Annotated in this window: 12 protein-coding genes; 4 read left to right on the forward strand and 8 right to left on the reverse strand. The window is 57.1% G+C overall.

Annotated features, from left to right (window positions below; all coding sequences use genetic code 11):
* Positions 1-3: 3 nt before the first annotated feature.
* From ACIX9_RS09155 to ACIX9_RS09185, 7 genes are all read right to left on the reverse strand, one after another.
* The gene (locus tag ACIX9_RS09155) at positions 4-1035 is read right to left on the reverse strand and encodes a family 43 glycosylhydrolase (RefSeq protein WP_013580196.1); all 1032 of its coding nucleotides are present in this window, start codon (positions 1033-1035) and stop codon (positions 4-6) included.
* Between the two features lie 42 nt (positions 1036-1077).
* The gene (locus ACIX9_RS09160; RefSeq protein ID WP_013580197.1) at positions 1078-3138 is read right to left on the reverse strand and encodes an alpha-L-arabinofuranosidase C-terminal domain-containing protein; all 2061 of its coding nucleotides are present in this window, start codon (positions 3136-3138) and stop codon (positions 1078-1080) included.
* 104 nt (positions 3139-3242) lie between these two features.
* Positions 3243-4061, reverse strand: coding sequence for a tetratricopeptide repeat protein (locus ACIX9_RS09165; RefSeq protein ID WP_013580198.1), 819 nt, complete (start codon positions 4059-4061; stop codon positions 3243-3245).
* Between the two features lie 250 nt (positions 4062-4311).
* Positions 4312-8049: a TonB-dependent receptor gene (locus ACIX9_RS09170; RefSeq protein WP_157477427.1), complete on the reverse strand. Its 3738-nt coding sequence runs from the start codon at positions 8047-8049 to the stop codon at positions 4312-4314.
* Between the two features lie 276 nt (positions 8050-8325).
* Positions 8326-9327 carry a tetratricopeptide repeat protein gene (locus ACIX9_RS09175; RefSeq protein WP_041597014.1) on the reverse strand — a complete coding sequence of 334 codons (1002 nt, stop codon included), beginning with the start codon at positions 9325-9327 and terminating at the stop codon, positions 8326-8328.
* Positions 9328-9365: 38 nt separating this feature from the next.
* Positions 9366-11135, reverse strand: coding sequence for a CRTAC1 family protein (locus ACIX9_RS09180; protein WP_013580201.1), 1770 nt, complete (start codon positions 11133-11135; stop codon positions 9366-9368).
* Entirely contained in the window at positions 11132-12157 is a 1026-nt protein-coding gene (locus tag ACIX9_RS09185; protein WP_232298839.1) for a glycoside hydrolase 5 family protein, read from the reverse strand. Before ACIX9_RS09185 ends, ACIX9_RS09180 begins: the two co-directional genes overlap by 4 nt.
* A 438-nt stretch (positions 12158-12595) precedes the next feature.
* Here ACIX9_RS09185 and ACIX9_RS09190 point away from each other — a divergent pair, with 438 nt between their 5' ends.
* Positions 12596-14614, forward strand: coding sequence for a beta-L-arabinofuranosidase domain-containing protein (locus ACIX9_RS09190; protein WP_198152185.1), 2019 nt, complete (start codon positions 12596-12598; stop codon positions 14612-14614).
* A gap of 39 nt (positions 14615-14653) precedes the next feature.
* Positions 14654-15844 carry a tetratricopeptide repeat protein gene (locus tag ACIX9_RS09195; RefSeq protein ID WP_013580204.1) on the forward strand — a complete coding sequence of 397 codons (1191 nt, stop codon included), beginning with the start codon at positions 14654-14656 and terminating at the stop codon, positions 15842-15844.
* A 1-nt stretch (position 15845) separates the two neighbouring features.
* Here ACIX9_RS09195 and ACIX9_RS09200 read toward each other — a convergent pair whose 3' ends face one another.
* Complete coding sequence (locus ACIX9_RS09200) at positions 15846-16865, reverse strand: LacI family DNA-binding transcriptional regulator (protein WP_013580205.1); 1020 nt, start codon at positions 16863-16865, stop codon at positions 15846-15848.
* Positions 16866-17071: 206 nt separating this feature from the next.
* On the opposite strand from ACIX9_RS09200, the gene ACIX9_RS09205 reads away from it, so the two are divergent.
* Both ACIX9_RS09205 and ACIX9_RS09210 read left to right on the forward strand, forming a co-directional pair.
* On the forward strand, positions 17072-19144 hold the full coding sequence (locus ACIX9_RS09205) for a glutaminase family protein (protein ID WP_049789412.1): 2073 nt from the start codon (positions 17072-17074) through the stop codon (positions 19142-19144).
* A 37-nt stretch (positions 19145-19181) separates the two neighbouring features.
* Positions 19182-21023, forward strand: a complete 1842-nt coding sequence (locus tag ACIX9_RS09210) for a CRTAC1 family protein (protein ID WP_013580207.1) — start codon at positions 19182-19184, stop codon at positions 21021-21023.
* Positions 21024-21058 lie beyond the last annotated feature (35 nt).

A 21058-nucleotide genomic window follows, 5' to 3' on the forward strand; every position in this document is an offset into this window, starting at 1 on the left:
ACATCAGTTGGAAAGTACGACTGACGGCCAATCGCCAGACCAGTCGATGGTGGAGAGTTGCATGCCTGGTCTTCCGTCCTTTGCGTCATAGGCGTGGAAGACCATGAGGTCACTGCCCGATGGGTCCATGAACACGCTCTCGCCTCCTGGGCCTAACCAGGTCTTGTTGGGGAGAAGCACGCTGGAGCCACCACCGCGGGATAGCGGTACACCATCGCGGTCCAGGTATGGGCCGGTGATGGAGAGAGATCTTCCGACCATTGTCTTGTATGTGCTTTTCAAGCCACGGCAGCATAGATCCCACGAGGTGAAGAGGTAATAGAACTGGCCGTGCCGAACGATAAATGGCGCTTCAATGGCCTGCCAATCCGGAGGCAGGCCGGGATGCGCCGGGTCGGCGTCTGCCGGCTGTTTCCGGCGGGCGAGGTCATAGAGGTGAGAGTCTGTCTTTGAGAGCAGGCCTGAGTTGTCGTCAAGACGCCACATCTTGATTCCATCCCAGAAGCTGCCGAAGGCCAGCCAGCCATGGCCATCCTTGTCAGCGATGTAGTTGGGGTCGATGGCGTTGTAGTTATCGGAGGCATGAGACTCAAAGACCAACCCGCGATCCTGCCATTTGTGGTTCGGGTTCGACTTATCCAATGTTTTATTCGTGGCCAATGCAATGCCTGACGTGTTCTTGCCGAAGAGCGAGTAGGAGTAATAGAGGCGGTACTCGCCGTGAACGAACGATATGTCGGCTGCCCAGAGGTCTTTCGTGCCGGGGCTGCGTGTTGTGATCCATGCCGGGATAGAGTCGAAGACCTGGCCACATAAGTTCCAATGCTCAAGATCCCTGGAGCAGCGGACGGCGAACTGACCGCCATCCGCGGTCTTGCCTGTGGTGAAGACGTACCATGTGTTTCCATCACGCGCGATGGATGGGTCGTGGGCGCCCTGTATATCTCCTTTTACGGGAATGGATCTTGGGTTCTGTGCAAAGACGCTACCCGCGTTGAGCGCAATCAGGAGATAGATCGATATAACAAAGCGCATTGGAAACCTGCCTGTGTTGGATGGTTTACTGCTGTCGAGCAGCTACTTCAGTCCGTCTTTCGGAATTTCCACCACCGTGACGCTCTTGCTTGGAAAGGTGTAAGTCAACTTCGACTTGAAGGCTTCCGAGCGCATGATGGGGGTGACTGTGTTGGGATTCACTTCATCATTCTCCACCAATATGTTTTCCCCGGTTATGGTTGAAATCCGGGCGGTGCCGGACTTGACGCCGAAGGCGCTGAGATCCACCTCCGCCGTAGCCGCATGGGTGAGGTGACGGTTTACGCAGAAGAGCACGAGGCTCTTGCCGTCCGCTGACTCGGCTGCGATCACATCAAGGTAGGGGACGTTTGAGATCTCAGGAAGGCGCTGTATGCCGTGGGTGACGTTGTACGTGGGCGAGTCCGACTGGACCGCCAACAACAGATGAGGGTGGGTGCTGCTATAGGCACGAAGCACCCAGTAGGCAGGGGATCCATAGGCCTGACCATGCTTCTTGACGATGCCTGCAAAGTCAATGATGCCGGTCATGTCAGAGACGCCGACGGCATCCGAGTTGCGCAAAACCATGTTGAGGAAGCCACCAGCGAAGAGTGCCCCGCCGAGGTTTGAGAAGTGAGGGCCAGTGTGGGAGTCGGAGACCATGAGCCACTCAGTGAACGCTACCTTGACGTCCGGCCGGCCGGAGTCTGCGATCTGCTTCTTGATGGCCTGCATTCGGTCTGCGAGACCCCAGGGAAGAGCGAGCGCGGCTTGCGTGCGGAATTGGTCGCTGGCATGGGCAAGCTGGACGTTGTCATTGACGACAAAGTGGGTGGAGAGGTAGTTGAAGGTGTCAGGCGGCGTGGCGAGTTGCTGGGCGTCCCAGTCATGGAAGAAGTCTTCATCTGCCCCGGTGGCGATGAGACGTGCGTGCGGGTCAACGGCGCGGATGGCCTGGCTCGTTGCGAGGGTCTTGGCGGCTACGCGCTCCATGGAGGGATAGCCTACCTGGAAGTCTCCCCAGAGCTCGTTTCCAAGCTCCCATAGATTGCCGCCCTTGTGATCTCCCCAATGCTCGTTGACGTAGCGAACCCAGTCGGCTGCGTCCTGCGGATGGCCGGTGCCGAGGTTGAGGGCGATCTGAGGCTGGGCGTTGATGAGTCGGCAGAAGTTGAGGAACTCATCGGTGCCGAAGGTGTTGTATTCCGGGATGCCCCAGGAGAGGTTGAGCTTGGAGATGCGCTTGTCAGCGGGGCCTAACCCGTCATGCCAGTCATAGTGTGAGGTGAAATTTCCGCCGAAGCGAACGAGGGGCGAATGAAGCTCGCGTGCGAGGTTGAGGACGTCCGGGTCCATGCCATCGACTGCGTCTGCAGGGAAGAGCGAGACGTTGTCTACCTGAGCTCGAGCGTCATTGGAGAGCGAGATGACGAGATCGACGGGATCAAGCGGGGCCACGTTCCCGGGCTTAAGCGTCAGGCTAAAGGGATATTTCGTCCACGTTGCCTGCGATGCAACGATATCTGCGGATGCGAGGGTTTGATCGTGATGGTCTCTGCGGCGCAAGGAGACCGACACAGTTTCCGGGCCTTCTACATGTTTGATCCAGATGTTTCCCTTATAGGTCAGTTCACGCTGGACGGGCAGATCAAGGCGCTGAAGAATGCCGACTTCCTTGCCGGGCAGAGACATCAGGAGGAGGGACTGGTATGAGTTTGCGGCATCACCGCGAATGGGCGCGTATCGGCTGCCCTGGCTGCGTTCAAGCGGCTCCCAGGGCAGGGGGAGGCCTACCTCTGAGCCGCGGCGGAGTTCGGGGCGCTCGTGCAACATCTGGGCGATGTTGTTTGAGGACCAGAGACCATCCTCGAAGGAAGGGTTAACGACTGCGTCCGCCCAGAGGCCCCCGTAGGTCGATTGGCGAATGGGTTCAAGAAAGCTGCCGAACAGGGCTTCTGGAATGATCTGCGGATGGGCAGGGCGGCTGACCTTGATATGAACGGGGCCGTTGGCGGCGGGGTTGGATTCAGTAATCTGAGCTCCGCTCAGAGTGCATGCGCCTCCGAGAAGGACTGCGGGAGTCAGGCAGAGAAGACTGAATTTCAAAGGTTTCAGCACCATGAGACCGTACTCCTGTTGGGCAAGGCAAATATGAACTTCGCGGCAGTGTAACCGGTTTCATTGATGTTTGTCATGGGCTAATGCAGCTCGATATTTTGCCTTGGTCAGGGTAGCGGCTGAGATGAGATTGGGGCTGACTTGCCCTGCTGTTTGATTGCGAGATCGGCTGCTATCTTGAGCTCCTGGGCCGATGCCTCCTTGTCGTTGAGGCGGGCGAGCGCGAGGCCAAGATAGTAGTGGGCGACCTGATAGTCAGGAGCCGCGATGGTCGCTTTGCGGAGAGATGCGACGGCGGTGGAATAGTCCATTTGTCGATAGGCCAGGATGCCAAGGCCAGCCAGTGCTCCTCCGTGATTTGGAGCGCGGGCGAGGGTGCGTTCGAAGAGCGGTTTGGCCGCCTCGTCGCGATGGTCGTCTAACGCCATCTGGCCCAACTGGTAGTACGACTCGGTTTGCAGGGGTTGAAGTCTTATCGATTCATTGAACTGTGCGTCTGCCTCTTCCGGGCGCTGCTCCATTTGGAGGAGATGGCCGAGACCGTAGTGAGCCGAGGCGTCCGCAGGTCGTGCGGCAAGATAGGTGTCATAGTGACGTTCGGCTGCGGGGAAGGACTGCTGATCCTGCTCCACGCGTGCGAGCGCGTAAACGTTGTCAGGGTCATGGGGGGCCAACGCTATTGCTTGTGCGAGCGCCTCGGCTGCAGCCGCAAGTTGGTGCATGTCATAAAGCTGAATGCCTAGATGATGAAGGAGGGTGGGATCGTCCGGGAGATAATTGCGGGCGTGACTCAGGCACAGGAGAGCCGCTTGCTGGTTGCCGGCGTGGCGGGATTCAAGCGCAAGGGCGGTTGCGGCTGAGAGTTCTCCCTTGCGCGCCGGGGGGGAATGGGGGTCGATGGCAAGGACCGTTTCATAGTGTTCCATAGCCTCCTGGTAACGATGATGCTCAAGCATTTGGCCGGCTATAGCCAGAGTTGCTTCCACACCCTGGGGCGATGGCGCCTGCCATGAGTAGACCGACAGACCGCATGCAGGGCGAAGCGGCAAGCTGATTGCAGCGATGAGGAACACTTGGCGAAGAGGCATCATGGCGCAAAAAAGTCGGTGGAAGCGCTGTCGATCTGCGCTTCCACCGAAGGTACCACATGGTTTGAGAGCTGAATGCAAGGCAGGGCTAGAACTGGATACGGCCCGTGATCTGCATCTGGCGTGGTCCGTTGATGGTGTAAGTCGGGACACCGAAGGTGTAGTCGTAGGGCTGGGTATCCGGTGTTCCGAAGACGTGGCGGTTGAAGGCGTTGAGAAGCTCTATCTTCAGAATGAAGGAGGATCCTTCGCCAAAGGGCGTTTCTTTCAGGAAGCTGAAATCCTCGTTGAGGTACTTGTAGTTGCGAAGCTCGGCTGTGACGCGGGGGATGTTTCCGAACTGGAAGGCTCCGTTGTCGCAGGTCGCGCAGTTTCCGGACTGAACCGCTCTGGCGCTCCTGTTGATGCTGTTGTTCTGGCTATAGATGGCTGGGGCCTTTTGGAATTGCGAGTACGCGGCGTTACCGGTATTGGTAAGTCCGTTGAACTCGCTATCCACGTTAGGGTCGGAGCCAACGTTTGGATAGTTGGCTCTGAGCTGGCGGAACGGATCAATATGATTGAAGGCGGGGCTCTTGAGGCTTGAGCCCGGGACGCGACTAAAGGCGATGCAGTTTTGAAATCCCGGGATACCATCGGCGCAACCAAAGGAGGTCGGTTGGCCCGACTGATAGCGTTGCACGGCACCAATCTTGAAGCCGCTCACCGCTGACCTCAGGAAGGGACTGCTGAAGTTGCCGAATGCTTTTCCTTTTCCGAACGGCAGTTCATAGATGTAGCTGACGACGAAGGTATGCGGGATGTCCTGGATCGAGAGAGCCTTGATGCTCTTCGGATTGGCTGGGTCCTGTTCCTGGTTGACGCCGGCGTTGGTTCCAGGAAGAGCTGAGTCAGCGTTGGTGATCGACTTGGCCCAGGTATAGGAGGCCTGGAGGTTAAGGCCCTGTGAGAAGCGGCGCTCGAGGGTAGCGATCATGGCTTCATAGGACGAATGGCCGACATTCTGAAGGCAGCAATCCGTTGCGATGAAGTCATACTGTGGGAATGGGCGAAGTGCCTGATAGTAGTTCGCGTTGGTGTTGAAGGTCGCGTAAGGCGACTTGACACCGCTGACCGGGGCATAGGTTGAGAAGGGACGGTTGAGAATATCGCCCAAGCCAAAGGCCGAGGTGGGGATATTGTTGACGTTTTCAATGCCCGATTTGAGGTGAGAACCGGCCGAACCGATGTAGCCAATGGTCGCGATCAGGTCCTTGGCGACCTCCTGCTGAACCTGCAGGTTCCACTGGTTGACCTGAGCGGGACGACCGTAGGACGGCTTGATGTAGTTGCTGAAGTTTGCGGGAGCGGCAGAGTTCCCATTGCTGAAGAGACCAGGGTCCAGGTTCGGTTTGATTGCGTATGGATTCAGACCGTTATCGATAGAATACGCATTCGTGAATCCATCACTATTCTGCTGGATGGGGAGAGAGAAGCCTGCGGTTTCCGAACCTCCGAAGTCCGAGTACTGTAGCGGTGCGTAGAGGGTTGCGAAACCAGCACGGACCGAAAGCTTGTTGTTCCACGAAGAGGGCGAGTAGGCAAAGCCGACGCGAGGAGCGATGTCCTTGTACCAGGTATCGGCCCAACGGGTATTGCAGTTGCATGTCGTGCCGAAGACGAGCGCTCCGGGCAGGCCGCTGTGGGGATCGATTGCTGTGGGGCTAAAGTTCGACGTGTCGTTAACTGATTCTCTGCGGGGCTGGTCGATGTCGTAGCGAATACCGATATTCAATACGAGTTCCTTCGAGACCTTGAAATCGTCTTGAATGAAGCCGGCCCAGTAGTTTGAAATCCAACGCGGCTGGTGGGTATTGATGGTGGCGCCTGCCGAATCGAACGCGCCGAGGAAGAAGCTCGCTCCGCCAAGGCCTGTCCCGTCCTGGTAGGGGCTCAGCTTTGCGGCCTTCGTCTGGTTCCCATTGAAGTTGAAGTAGCCGTTCTCCTGATCGTGGGCAATGCTGGAGTACTGCTGGTAGCGGTAGTCCACTCCGAACTTGAAGCTGTTCCGCCCCTTTTGCCAGCTTACGGAATCATTGAAGCGAATACCGTTGTCGATGTTGTCGTCGTTCTGATTACGGCTGAGTGAGACGTAGCCGGTTACGTTGATCACAGGGAAGCCGCCGACGATGTTTGGAATGCCAAGCTGCTGGGCGTAGTTGATGCCGGTGCCGGATTCAATCGAACCGTTGATGGAATTGGAGCGGTTGTAGCCAAGATTCAGGTGGTTGAGGAGGCTAGGAGTGAAGATATGATCCCATCCTCCGCGCCCAAAATGGGTGATAAAGTTCTGTGTCTGCACGTTAGGCGTGACTGGCGAAGGTAACTGGAAGTTCGTCGGGCTGTTATGGGTGTTCTGGCGTGTGCTGTATGAACCAAAGAGTTTATCGTGAGGTCCAAGGCTATGGTCCACACGAATGGTATAGGTGGTATTGCTGATTGGGCTGGACGTATTAAGGGTGTAGTTGTTAGAAATACCCGGCGAAGTGGGAGTCGGGTAGTAGGCCAGGAGCTTCGAGGTTAGCGGGCTAATGCGCCCGGCTGGGATGACGTTGAGCTTCCCGCCACTGGCGAATGCCGTCCGGCAGGGAACACCTCCCACTGTCCTGGTGGTCAGAGGATCGAAGATCTCGCCGTTGTAGAGCGGGGTGCCGTCGCAGGGATTCAGAATCGGGTTCCCTGCGGCGTCCAGTTTCTGAGAGCCGAGCTGATCGCTGAAGTCTCCGCCACGTTCAGGAGTGGTAAGGACGGTGCTGGTGATGGCGCCACCAAGCGTGTGGCGATATTGCTCCCAGGAAAAGAAGAAGAATGTCTTGTCCTTGCCGTTGTAAAGGTGAGGGATGACGGCCGGACCGCCAATGCTGCCGCCGTAATCGTTTTGTTTGTCGTTGCCACGGTTGTACGTGCCCTCGATCGGGTTACCCTGCGATTGGTAGAACGCTTTGAAGCCGTTGTTAAACCAGCCATTGGCATTGAGATCTTCATTTCGGAAGATGTCAAATGCAGAGCCGTGAATTTTGTTCGTGCCCTGTTTCGTTACAAAGTTTTCAATTCCGCCGGAAGTGCGGCCGAACTCCGCGCTGGGGGTGCTGGTCGTTACCTTGAATTCTGAAATGGCCTCGACCGAGGGAGCTTCTTCGTCGAAGGAAGACCCGTTCTCAGAGCGGGTCTGAGAGGCGCCGTCAAGGAGTACCTCGTTGCCGAAGTTTTGTCCTCCGCCGATTTTGGAGATGAAAATTCCGTTGGGGCTGTTACCTGTTCCAGGACCCGCAGTCCCTGGAATGAGGAAGACGAACGCTTCGGGGGAACGCAGGTTACCAACCCCACCGAGTGCAAGGGGAAGCTCGATGATTTGCTGAGTGGTCACTGTGCCGCCGACGTCGGAGGACTGAGTTTCTACCTGGGGGGAGTCTGCTGCGACCGTTATCGTCTCATTTGCCCCACCGGCGGAGATGTTGATGTCGAGCGAGGTTACCGTTCCAACGCGAACCTCAACGCCGGTATTGGCGGACGGCCTGAAGCCAGGTGAGCTCGTCGTGATGGTGTAACGACCAAGCTGGATGGAAGGGAAGCGGTAGCTGCCGGCGCTGGTGGACTTGGTTTCGTAGCTCGAGCCGGTCTCTTCACTCTTCGCCGTGATGGTGACGTTGGGCATCGCGGCTCCGGTGGAGTCAAGGACATTGCCGGCGATCACGCCCTGATTGGTCTGGCTGAAGGCTGAGACCACTCCGCAATAGAGCAGGACAACGGCTGCGACGTACTTGAACACACCCAAATAATTTCTCACTTCACTCCTCCAAAAATTCGACTGCTTCTTGATCACGGCTTCGGCAGGATTGATGTCGTCCTGCGAAATCCGGGTGGGGCTAATTTCATGCGGCACTGAAGTGATCGAGTGAGGAGAGTGCCTCGCTGTTTCAGATCATGTAACCGGTTGCATTGTTGAACAGGCGGGATATTATGGGGTCGCGAAGCGCTTTGTCAATGCTTTTGTTGAAATGCAGATGGAGAGCGGTCTCAACCGATCGGTGGAGGGTAGAAACCTCCGACGGGTGCAGAATCTCTACTGCGGCTGTGCGGTGGAATGAGTGCCGTAAAGACGGGAGCTAAGTTGGATTTCGGCGGTTGCCTTTTCGGTCATTCCGGCCTTGCGGTAGAGCTGCCCAAGGCGAAAATGAAGACTCGGATTGGACCCATCCAAGGCCAGTGCGCGCTGCAAGGAGGCAATCGCTTCCGGCTGATTTCCAGTGGCGAGATAAGCTCGAGACAGCTCTTCCTGGCAACGGACGCTACGTGGCGCGATCTCTGCGGCGCGTTGGAGGAGCGGGAGCGCCTCGCTGGAGTGATTCTCGTCGTTCAGCAACGTGCCCAGATTGAGAAAAGGCTGCTCGGACGTGGCGTGGTCTGAGGGCTGGCTGGCGATCGCATCTTTGTACGCCTGTGCAGCATCCTCAGTGCGATTCTGGGCGGCTAACGAGAGGCCAAGGTTATCCAAGGCCCTTGAATCGTTTGGAGCAAGGGTGAGAGCGCGACGGAAGGCCTTTTCCGCTTCGACGAAGTCGCCGCCCTGCATCTTCGCACGGCCCAGAAAGTACCAGGCTTCCGCATTGGCAGGATCACCATCGAGAGATCGTTTGAGCCATAGGATGGCATCCGGGTAGTCGTTGAGGAGAACGTAGTCAAGAGCGACGAGCTTGAGGTCATTCGGCTGGGGAGGCGAGATGGCTGCGGCCCGGGTGTAGATAGCAAGGGACTCTTTCGGCTTGTTTTCACGCTGCAGGACGAAGCCAAGAAGGTACAGAGCCTCCGACGACCGTGGCGTGGCCAAGATGTAGCGATCGAGGACCGCCTCGGCCGCAGGGAGGTCCGGGAGGTTGACCAGGGACTTGGCCTCCAGGAGTTGGGCGGTAAGACGAAGATGCGGATCAAGCGCGTGTTCGGCCAGCCAGGCGGATTGAGTCGCCGCTTCTTTGTAGTGTTTTGCGGAGAAGTTCTCCTGGGCTTTGGCGAGGGAGGGTGGCGGCGCATTTTGTGCGGGTGATTTGGGAGCACAAAGCACGGCCATCAGGAGGATACCTGTAAGCAAGCTTGATCTTCCGGGTGTCATTTGGGCGTCTGATGGGATGGCGTTCGGGCAGGCTCGTCGATCTTGAGTACCTGGTCCCCAGCGATGTGCTCCAGCACCTGGACTACGCCGCTGGGCCAGCGAATCCTGATGGTTTTGGCTCCAGTATCCGGTCCCAGGCCGAAGTGGGCTCGCTTGTCATTGGAAGAGAGATAGCTGCCAGCGGTGGAGACGGTGACCATCTGTTTGCCTGCGGAGGTGGTCAGTTCAATCTCTGCGCCGATGGCATCTCGATTCGAAGTATGGCCTACCAGGTTGAGGATCAGCCAGTGATTGCTGGTTTTGATCTCATTGTGGAGAATATGGGCAAGCCCCCCATTGGTGGAGACTACGGCGTCCAATCGCCCATCGTTGTCGAGATCGCCCACTGCCAGACCTCGGCCGACCCATGTTTCCGCGAAGACTGCTCCTGATGACTTCGAGACATCGACGAAACCCTGTCCGGAGTTGTGCGCGAGCATCATGGGCTCTTTGTAATGCAGTTGTGGGTAATTCAATTCGACGGTGTCGAGATCATGACCCTGGGCGACGAGGAAGTCTTTGAGTCCATCGTTGTCGTAGTCGAAGAAGTGGATCCCCCAACCTGAGTGGAGATGCGACATGCGGGCGAGACCGCTCATGTATGTGTCGTAGGTGAACGAGCCGTCCCCGTTGTTGCGATACATCGCATATTTCTGATTTGCGAGATTGGTGATGATCAGGTCAGGAAGGCCGTCGTTGTTGTAGTCCTGGGCATCGATGCCCATGCCGGCATAGGTCCGGCCATCACCATCCACAGCAATTTCAGCTAACATCCCTGTTTCTTCAAACTGGCCGTTTCCCTTGTTGTGGTAGAGAAACTCCGGCATGGAGTCGTTTGCAATGGCTATGTCGATCTTTCCGTCACGGTCAAAGTCTGCGAGAGCGATGCCAAGGCCTTTGCCTGGTAGGTTGAGGCCCGTCTTTGCGCTTATTTCCGTGAAACGGCCTTTGCCGTCGTTGTGGTATACCAGCGGTGCAATGGCGGGAAAGATGTCAGGATGGCAGAAGGCGCGGTAGCCTGGGCGATACTCTCCGCACCAGACGTCCTCCCAATCCCACTTGACGTAGCGGAGGACGACTAGGTCAAGCAGGCCATCGTTATCGAGGTCGACCCATGCGGCTGATGTGGACCAGGTCTGGCCCGGCGTTGTGGATCCTCCGGTGCCTGAAGGCTCCGTTACATCGGTAAAGGTTCCATTCCCATTGTTGTGATAGAGATGGTTGCCGCCATAACCGGTGACGAAGAGATCTTCAAAGCCATCGTTGTCGTAGTCGCCCACGGCTACTCCCATCCCGTATCCGACACCTTGCAGTCCAGCCTTTTCTGTTACGTCTTCAAAGCTGCCGTCTTTGCGCTGATGGTAGAGTCGATTCCACTCCGCAGGTCCCGTCTTGCTGGGAACAGTGCCCTTGGGAGCGGGATCGAGAACCGCTGCTCCGTTGACGAAGAAGATATCGAGCAAGCCATCATTGTCGTAATCGAAGGTGGCAACGCCAGAACCCATCGTTTCAATCAGGTACTTGGTCGGCGTGTGTTGAGCAAAACCTGTGAAAGTGACGCCAAGCTTCGAAGCAGTGTCCACGAAGAGACCGGGAACGGCTGCGGTGGAGGTCGAAGCCGTGGCTGGGGAGGCCGCCTTCACAGGAGGCACGACTGACGTCTGGGCCTTGGCTGAAATCTGCAGTCCTACGAGTAGGCAACTGACGTGCAGCCACCCGGCTTTCATTGAGAAGCCCCCGCGGTTGAAGGAACGGAAGGAGCAGTGCCGCGCCCGGTCATTTGGCGAATGAGGTCCACTTCGTGCTGGCGGTAGGGCGTTCCGTCGTTGCGGAAGACCTCATGGAACCAGATGGTGGGCTGAATCAGGACATACGGGCGTTGCCAGGAATCCCAAGGGAGGTATGTCTGGGTCTTGCCGGCGACCAGGCCCCAGTTGATCACTGCAACGTTATATTTCTTTGCAATGGGAAGGGTGCCATCGAAGGTAGAGCCAGCGCCGCGTGCCATATATTCCGTGCAGATGATAGGTCGATGGAGTGGTTGAAGCTCCTTGATGCGGGCCTCGAAGCCTTCCGGCCAGTCATAGTTGTGGAACGAGATGACGTCAGATTCAGCAAGTTGAATCTTAGTTGTTTCGCTCTCCTTACCCGGATCAGACCAGTCTCCGGTCCAGACACCGCTGGTCAGTGGCTGCGTGGGTTTCGCCGAACGCGCCCAAGCGAAAGCCTTGGGAAGAAGCTGGTTTACCCGGCGCACTTTCGCCGGTACATCCTCCGCTTTATCGCCACCGCCGTTGTCCGGTTCGTTCCAGACGTCCCAGCCCAGGATGCGGGAGTCGCTCGCAAAGGCACCCACTACCCCAACCACGTAGGCCTTGAGCTCAGGCTCAACGCCGACATCAAGAAGCCGAGCCTTGCCGGGGCTCTGAACCCATCCGGAGTTGTGAATGCCGGGGATTGGCGGGTGTTGTGGGCCAAGGTGAGGATCGGTCTCCCAGCAGGAGTCGAAGAGCACCAGGAGGGGGCGGATATGATGTTTGGCCGCGATGGTGAGGAAGGTGTCGAGCCGCTTCTTGAAGCCTGCTGGATCCTGCTGCCAGAGCTGATCCTGCAAGAAGACGCGGACGGTGTTCATGCCCAATGATTCTGCGAGTCCAAGCTCGTGGTCGTTCTTGGCAGGATCGAAGGTCGCGGCCTGGAACATCTCAAGCTCGTTGATTGCGTTCGATGGAATGAAGTTCGCACCCACAAGCCATGGCTGCTTTGCATACCAATCGTTTGCTTGTTGTTCCGGCCAGCGAGGGGACTGCTGAGCATGACTCAGCGGGCTAAAGAGAACGGTGGCAGAGAGAGCGAATTGGAGAAGAACGCAGAACTTCATGGGCTGGCCTTTTGAAAAGAATGATGCCGTTGAGGGCTTGGGGGCGACCACAACACGATACACGATGATGCAACCGTTTACACGCGAGCCCACGCAAGGATAGACTGGCTGGCGAATTCCTATATCCCGTAAGAAATCCGCCAGCATAAGGAGCGGTTTTTGAATTCAGACCAGCAATCGTCTCTGAATGCCACATTTCGTTGTTGTTTCTGGGCTGCTGTCGCCCTCTGTTCGTTCGTCATTCGCCCCCATCTTGTGGCGCAGACCCCGAGCCCCTCAACCACTCAAGGTGCGTCCCTGCGAGTCGTGCGGAATCGCGCACCGCTGACACCCAATCAGTTTGATCCGCTTCCGCTCGGCGCCATTGAGCCGCGCGGGTGGTTGCGCGATCAACTCGAGATTCAGGCGAAGGGGCTTACCGGGCATCTTGATGAATTCTGGGCGGACGTGAGCCAAAAGAGCGCATGGCTGGGCGGCGATGGGGAGGCGTGGGAGCGTGGACCTTACTTTGTAGATGGACTGCTGCCACTTGCTTATGAGCTCAAGGACCAGAAACTCATCGAAAAGGCGAACGCATGGGTGGAATGGACACTGACCCATCAACGTCCGGATGGAGAGATTGGCCCGACAAGCAATAGCGATTGGTGGCCCCGCATGGTCATGCTCAAGGTACTGACTCAGTACGAGGAGGCTACCGGTGATCCTCGCGTCGAGCCGCTGATGACTCGCTACTTCACGTATGAGCTAGCAGAGTTACCGAAGCGACCACTTACAAGCTGGGGGAGGTATCGGTGGCAGGACAATGTTTTAACTGTTCTATGGCTCTATAACCGCACCGGTGATCCCAGGCTGATGGAACTTGCCAGGCTGCTGCGGGAGCAAGGATTCGATTGGAAGGAGAGCTTCAAAAGCTTTCCGTTCAAGGGTAAGCAGACGGCCCAGAGCCTTGGACTAGACCGCACGCACGACAACACGGACAGAGCGATGCAGGCGCACGGCGTCAACAATGCCATGGCGCTGAAGGCATCTCCACTCAGCTACGTGCTCACGGGCCACGCGGGAGATCGCGCCGCTGTCTATCAGCAGATCGGCGAGCTGGAGCGCTATCACCTGCTACCAAACGGCATGTATTCCGGCGACGAACATCTTGCAGGGGACAACCCTTCGCAGGGCGTTGAGCTTTGTACAGTCGTGGAGAGCATGTTCTCGTGGGAGCTCAATCTTGCAGTGCTCGGGGACGCACGGTTTGCAGACCGGCTGGAGCGTATTGCCTTCAATGCTCTGCCGGGCACGATCTCCGATGACATGTGGTCTCATCAGTACGATCAGCAGCCGAACCAAGTGGCGTGTACTCGGGGACAGCGGCAGTGGAGCTCAAACGGGCCGGACTCGAACCTTTTTGGACTGGAGCCGCACTTCGGATGTTGTACGGCGAATATGCATCAGGGTTGGCCGAAGTTTGCTGAGAGCCTCTGGATGGGAACGGCGGATGGAGGGCTCGTCGCAACGGCATATGCTCCGAATCGAGTGACGATCGAGCTGCCTGGGAAGGAGTCAGGCGCTCACCAGCCAAAGACGTTCACTTTGGATGAAGAGACGAACTATCCGTTCGATGGGATGTTGCGCTTTACCGTCCATACGGGACGACCTGCCTCGTTGCCCATTGTGCTTCGCATACCCGGTTGGGCGGCGGCGGCAAAGCTGACCATCAATGATGGAGCCACAGAGACGATTCGCCCAGGCTGTCCTCAAGCTGCTTACGATGGCCGGCTGCATGGATCTGGGGCTAACGGTACTCCGGATGGATGTCTGTTTCACACCATCCGGCGCACATGGAAAGAGGGCGATCGTTTTGAGCTGTTGCTTCCGCTTGAACCGAAGGTGACGCGCTGGTATCGCGGCTCCGTCGCAGTGGAACGCGGGCCGCTGCTCTTCTCGCTCAAGATGGAGCAGGACTGGAAGAAATTGGATCAGCATGCGGAACTTTCCGCAGACTGGCAGATTACGTCCGAGACACCCTGGAACTATGCTCTTGCTGTGGATGCCAACAATCCGGGCCGAACGATTTCAGTCAAGACAGACTTGCTGGGGCCGGTGCCGTTCAGCTCGCAACAGGTTCCGGTACAACTCACCGTCTATGGCCGTCTTGATCCTGCCTGGACCCTGTTTGAGGGCTCGGCTGGTCCGCTCCCCGAAAGCCCTGTAAGTTCTTCAGCACCATTAGTTCCGCTGGTCCTGGTCCCGTACGCGGCGGCCAAACTTCGCATCACGGCTTTCCCCTTACTTGACATGCCAGAGAACAGGGCCGAGGTACAAAGTCATTAGACAGCGCGGCAACGCAAAGCTTAGGCTTCAGGAATCACCATGATGGTTACAAAAATACTGCGTGTGGCATGGATCTGTGGGACCTGGCTGCTGGCGACGGGGATGAGCCGTGCGCAGTCGCCAGAGGTGCAACTGGCCTTTCAGCATGGAGCGTCCTTTCTTCATGAAGGACGTAATGCGGATGCAGAACGGGAGTTTCGCTCAGCCATCCGGCTCGATCCGAAGCTGCCTGAGGCTTATCTCGATCTTGGCCTCGTTCTGGGACGGGAGGGGAAGATGGCTGAGGCGATCGAGACGATCCGCAAGGCCTTGGAACTCAACTCGCACCTGGAATCGGCGAACATGTTTCTGGGGATCTTCCAGTACCAGACGGGGCAGACGGACGCGGCGATTAGCTCTCTTCACCAGGAGATTGCGCTTAATCCCAAGAACGAAGAGGCATTGTCCTGGCTGGGGATCGCGGAGCTGGCTTCAGGTCGGCCGGAGCTTGCGGTTGGTCCGCTCGACGCAGCCTCTGAGCTCTCACCAGACGATCTGAATTTGCTGGAATACCGGGGGCGCGCCCATAGCCAGGTAGCCCAGGCAAGCTATGCCCGCATGGCGAAGCTGCAGCCGGACGCATGGCAGGTTCACAAGGTGCGAGCGGAACTCTTTTCAGCAGATAACAAGGATCGTGAGGCGATCGCAGAGTATCAAGCGGCACTGGTGCATGAAAGCCGGAATCCCGATCTGTATGAAGGGTTGGGGGATGCGTTTCGACATCTCAATGAACTGGAGCAGGCACAAAAGGCTTACCTGCAGGAACTCACACTGTCCCCGCAGAATCCGATTGCGATGTACAACCTCGGGAGCACGGATATCGATCTGGGCGACTACGCGGGTGGCATTCCGCTGCTGACAGCCATGTTGAAGGTCTACCGAAGTTCACCCAAAGCCGAGTATTACCTGGGCAGAGGTCTCGCTGAGAATGGGCAGAACGCCCAGGCGGCTGCAATGCTGGAACGAAGCTCACAGGGTGATCTCAATGGTGAGGTAGGGAAGCGGTCCTACTATGAACTGGCCCGGCTCTACAGAAAGATGCACAAGCCTGAAGATGCTCAAAGAGCCTTGGCGGCTTACGACCATTTACGAGAACGCGACGAGAAGCAGAAGGCAGATACTCTTAGCGACTGGCGGAAGCTTAGCGGATCGGGTGGCTCTCCGGCTTCCACTCAGTCGCCCACACCGTGAGTCAGGATCTGCGCTTTGGGACAGGCCCCGTAGAGTGTCGCTGAAGGAAGGTGGCACGAATGTGGTGCTGTTCGCCCTGGAGTAGCTTCTTGCCAGTCTCTTGTTTCGTGCTGAGAAGAGCGTGAACAGCGACTTTGGCGATCTCGCCGTGCGGAACGTGTACCGTGGTCAGCGGTGGAGTCGTGTAGGCGCTGAGTTGAATATCATCAAAACCGATGATGGATATGTCCTGCGGCACCCGAAGCCCATGCTCAAAGATGGCACCGAGTGCGCCGATCGCCGTGAGATCGTTGGAAGCTAGAACAGCGGTTGGCCGATTCTTCGATGCCAGGATCCGCTTCATCGCTTCATAGCCTCCGTCAGGGCGGTGATTTCCTTCCTGTACGAGATCAGGGTCCGCATTGAGATGATCGCGTGCACTGCTTTCCATGAATGCCCGGTAACGCGTATGAGCGGAGGCCAGGCTCATTGGCCCGCTGATGAATGCGATTCGTTTATGGCCAAGGCCAACGAGATGGCTCATCGCCATCTCGACTCCTGCGGAGTAGTCGATGTGAATGCAACTGATGCCGGGCCTCGGTGTGCCGAGGTCAAGGAAGACGACCGGAATCTGGCTGCGCCGAAAGAAGTCGATCAGATGTTCGTCCATCTCGGACGTCATGATGGCGACGCCATCCACCTTGCGTTGAATCATGCGAGTCACGCAATGCATGGTGCGATGAGGATCGTAGTTGGTGTTTGCGATCAGCACCTCATGTCCCTCCCCGATCGCGATATCCTCAAACGCCTTGACCAGTTCCGGGAAGAAGGGATTGGTAATATCCGAGATGATCAAGCCCAGCAGATTGCTGCGGCCTGAGCCGAGTGCTCGCGCGTTGGTGTTCGGAATAAAGTTCAGGTCGCCAATCGCCTGGTGCACCCGCGCGGCCGTCTCGGGACTGACCTTGTCAGATCCATTGATCGTTCTCGATACGGTGGCGGTGGAGACGTTGGCACGCTTTGCGACAGCTTTGATATTCATTCGTAGAATCTCGGCTCTATGGTTTGCGAAGCTGCGAATTCTGGTATTTTGGTACGGTCGTGTACGCGGTTACATTTGCGTTTTTAGAATACTTCCTCATTCGCAATCTGAAACTGGAAATTCATCTCTTCATCGGCACCGCTTCGAGGTTCACACCAATGGTTCACCACTCATCCCTCCGCGCCAGTCTGCTCACAGTCGCATTGATGACGACTCCGCTTCTCGCTCAAGAGCTCAAGCCCATTAAGTCGTCGCCGCGCCCTCCTGATACACCTCTCATCGCGCACGATCCTTATTTCAGCGTCTGGTCCAACTCCGACAAGCTGACGGACTCGACAACCCGCCACTGGACAGGGCATCCCCAGCCTCTTGCGAGCCTTATCAGGGTAGATGGTAAGACGTTTCGCATCATGGGTCGTGATCCGGGATCGGTGCCCGCGATGGAGCAGACCGCAATGGAACTGACGCCCACTCATACGCGCTATCGATTTGCCGGCGGCGGCGTAGAGGTGGAGCTTGCTTTTTTTACGCCGGCATTCCTGGATGATCTGGATGTGCTGTCTCGTCCGGTGACGTACCTGACCTGGACTGCCAAGGCGACCGATGGGAGCCAGCACATGGTCTCCGCTCTGCTTGATGCTTCTCCGGAGATTGCAACCAGCTTTGACCATCAGGCGGTGACCTATTCACGGCAGAAAGTGGGTTCGGGGGAGGTCGTTTCTGTCGGCACCAGGGACCAAGCGGTGCTGAATCGGTCGGGGGATGATCTTCGCATCGATTGGGGATACTTTCACCTCCTAGCTCCTCAAAGCGAAGGGTCTCAGTTGTCCATCTCAAACCAGCCTGAGGAGGTCTTTCAAGCGACCGGCAAGATCCCGGAGGTTGACGTCATGGACGGTGTAGTGACCACGGACCGGTTTGCACCTCATCTTGCGGCTGCCATGAACCTGGGTACGGTGGGCACACAGAGTGTTTCGCGGCATCTGCTCGTCAGCTATACCGATACTTACTCCATTCAATACCTTGGACAGAATCTCCGTCCTTACTGGCAGCGGGATGGGAAGCCGGTCGCTACGATGCTGGATGAAGCCGCGCGAGAGAATGCATCTCTCGAAAAGCGCGGTGTGGCGTTCGACCAGGAACTGACCGGAGATCTTACTCGGACTGCTGGTGCGCACTATGCGTGGCTCTGCACGCTCAGCTATCGGCAGTCCATCGCAGCTCACAAGCTCGTTGCCGATGGCGATGGTCAACCTATGCTGTTTGCCAAGGAGAACTTTTCCAACGGCGATATCGCGACCGTCGATGTGATGTACCCCTCCGCGCCACTGTTCCTGTTCTTTAATCCTCGCCTGCTTGAAGCGCAGGTCCGGCCGGTGCTCCAATATGCAGCCATGCCCAACCACTGGCACTTCCCGTTTGCGCCCCATGATCTGGGTCAGTATCCCCTGGCAAATGGCCAAGAGTACGGGGGCGGCGAGAAGACAGAAGAAAATCAAATGCCTGTCGAGGAGAGCGCAAACCTTCTTATCCTTGTGGATGGTATTGCACGGACGGGCCACACAACAACTTTGGCTGAACGCTATTGGCCCCAACTCACACAGTGGGCGCAGTACCTCAAGACCCACGGGCTCGATCCAGAGAACCAATTGACCACCGACGACTTCGCTGGTCATGTCGCGCACAACAGCAACCTCTCCATCAAGGCGATCGATGGGCTTGGCGCGTACGCGGATCTGGCCAAGCTGCTGCATCATGACTCCGAAGCAAAGCAATACAGCGCACTGGCGAAGACGATGGCCGGCCAATGGGTCGGGATGGCAAAGGAAGGCGATCACTATAAACTGGCCTTCAATAGTCCCGGTACATGGAGCCAGAAGTACAACCTGGTTTGGGATAAGGTCCTGGATTACAACCTATTTCCTCCCAGCGTGCGGGATGCTGAGATTGCATACTACAAGACGAAGATCAATCAATACGGACTGCCCTTGGACAGCCGTGCGACCTACACCAAGAATGACTGGACCCTCTGGACTGCCACGCTGGCTGAGAAAGCAGAGGACTTCAACGCGTTGGTGGACCCCATCTATCTCTGGTCCACTGAAACGACGAGCCGGGTTCCACTTACAGACTGGTATGACACCCTCTCTGGGAAGCAGGTAGGGTTCCAAGCGAGAAGCGTCGTGGGCGGCCTGTTTATTCGGGCACTCGATGACAAGGCGTTGGCTGAAAAGTGGCGCCGTCGTAGTGTCAGGGAGTCAGAATCGCCAGCCCGATGAGAAGCCCTCAGGCAACACCGACGGGTTAGATTGCGAGATGACGGTGGATCTACAAATCGGCAACGCTCGCGGGATTGTCTTGCTGCTCCTGTGGCTGTGTGCGCTGCAGCACTCGGCACAGGCTCAGGGTGACTCTCAAAAATCCGGCACGATGAGCGTTAATACCGGAGCAGCACGCGCGGCAGTGCTCGATGAAAAGCGGCGTCCCATTACTGCTGGAGGCTTCGTTAGCTCAGGCCCGCATGTGTTCGATGACGTGGCTGCTCGTGCAGGACTCTCCAGTTGGCGTCACCGGATGGGTACACCGGAGAAGAAGTACATCCTTGAGACCTTGGGCTCAGGGGTAGCACTCCTGGACTATGACAACGATGGCTGGTTAGATATCTATCTGGTCAACGGGAGTACCTATGAGGCGATGGCGGGGAAAGCTGCCCCGCCTCAGGCCGCTCTCTTCCACAACAATCACGATGGAACATTTACAGATGTCACCGCCAAAGCCGGAGTGGGAAACGGTCGCTGGGGAATCGGCGTCGTCGCAGCGGACTATGACAACGACGGCTGGCCGGATCTCTTTGTCTCCAACTACGGCGAAAACAGGCTCTTCCACAACAACCACGACGGAACATTTACCGATGTTGCGAAGGCGGCAGGCGTCGAATTGGGTAATCTTTCGACGGGCGCAACCTGGGGCGACTATGACGGTGACGGGCGATTGGATCTGTTTGTGCCGGGGTACGTGCACTACGACCTGCAGCATCCGCCGCCAGCTGCCGGGAGCGCCGCAGCTGAGGGGCGGTGTAATTTTCGCGGAGTCAACGTGATGTGCGGACCGCGCGGCCTCAAAGGTGAGCCTGATCATCTGTTCCACAATAACGGGAATGGAACATTTACCGATGTCAGCGTAAAGGCTGGCGTATCAGACCAGAAGGCTGCGTACTACGGCCTTGCTTCGCTGTTTGTCGACGTCAATAACGACGGCCGGTTGGACCTGCTGGTAGCAGACGACTCAACTCCAAACTACCTCTACATCAACAAAGGGGATGGAACTTTTGAAGATGCTAGCTTTGCGTCCGGGTACGCGCTCAACGAGAGCGGACGCGAGACGGCCTCAATGGGGATCGCCGCCGGAGATATGCTACACAATGGCCTGATCGATCTCTTCAACACGACCTTCTCAGACGACTACAAACCGCTCTATCGCAACGATGGCGACGGCAACTTCACTGACGTCAGCTACCAGTATGGGATCGCGGAGCCGACGATCCCATTCCTGGGTTGGGGCACCGGCTTCTTCGACTACGACAATGACGGCTGGCTTGATCTTATGAGTGTCAACGGTCACGTATACCCCGCCGTCGATGAGACCAATTGGGGTACAAGCTGGAAGCAGCGTTTGCTGCTCTTTCACAACAACGCCGGCAAACTATCCGTGGTGCCTCCAGTGGAGGGAAGCGGGCTGGCGAAGGTCGCATCGGCTCGCGGCATGGCTTACGGCGACCTCTTCAACGATGGACACATCGACGTGGTCGTCAACAACATGGATGAGGGACCGTCGTTGTTCCGCAACGTAAGCGACACCGTGAATCACTGGATCGAATTCAAAATGATTGGGGGATCAAAGAGTCCAAGGGATGCCATGGGAACCACGGTCTACCTGACAGCGAACGGATTCACCCAGCGGCAGGACGTCATCAGCGGCGGCAGCTATGCGTCATCCTCCGATCCGCGACTGCACTTCGGACTGGGCAAATCTACAACAATTGCCAAAATTGAGATACATTGGCCGAGCGGGCTGATAGAGGTCGTGAAACAACCGGGGATGGACGGAATCTTCAAGGTGACAGAAGGCAAAGGAACCGTCATCAAGCACATGCGGTAATCACGGAGCGACGGCTCGATGGAATGCCTGGAATC

Origin of the sequence: Granulicella tundricola MP5ACTX9, from assembly GCF_000178975.2 — a bacterium.
Classification (GTDB): Bacteria; Acidobacteriota; Terriglobia; order Terriglobales; family Acidobacteriaceae; genus Edaphobacter; species Edaphobacter tundricola.

What these genes read in the sequence shown, in the direction of transcription:
- ACIX9_RS09155 (WP_013580196.1), bottom strand. Translation starts at nt 1,035, where the DNA reads ATGCGCTTTGTTATATCGATCTATCTCCTGATTGCGCTCAACGCGGGT.
- ACIX9_RS09160 (WP_013580197.1), bottom strand. Translation starts at nt 3,138, where the DNA reads ATGGTGCTGAAACCTTTGAAATTCAGTCTTCTCTGCCTGACTCCCGCA.
- ACIX9_RS09165 (WP_013580198.1), bottom strand. Translation starts at nt 4,061, where the DNA reads ATGGAACACTATGAAACGGTCCTTGCCATCGACCCCCATTCCCCCCCG.
- ACIX9_RS09175 (WP_041597014.1), bottom strand. Translation starts at nt 9,327, where the DNA reads ATGGCCGTGCTTTGTGCTCCCAAATCACCCGCACAAAATGCGCCGCCA.
- ACIX9_RS09180 (WP_013580201.1), bottom strand. Translation starts at nt 11,135, where the DNA reads ATGAAAGCCGGGTGGCTGCACGTCAGTTGCCTACTCGTAGGACTGCAG.
- ACIX9_RS09195 (WP_013580204.1), top strand. Translation starts at nt 14,654, where the DNA reads ATGATGGTTACAAAAATACTGCGTGTGGCATGGATCTGTGGGACCTGG.
- ACIX9_RS09200 (WP_013580205.1), bottom strand. Translation starts at nt 16,865, where the DNA reads ATGAATATCAAAGCTGTCGCAAAGCGTGCCAACGTCTCCACCGCCACC.
- ACIX9_RS09205 (WP_049789412.1), top strand. Translation starts at nt 17,072, where the DNA reads ATGACGACTCCGCTTCTCGCTCAAGAGCTCAAGCCCATTAAGTCGTCG.
- ACIX9_RS09210 (WP_013580207.1), top strand. Translation starts at nt 19,182, where the DNA reads ATGACGGTGGATCTACAAATCGGCAACGCTCGCGGGATTGTCTTGCTG.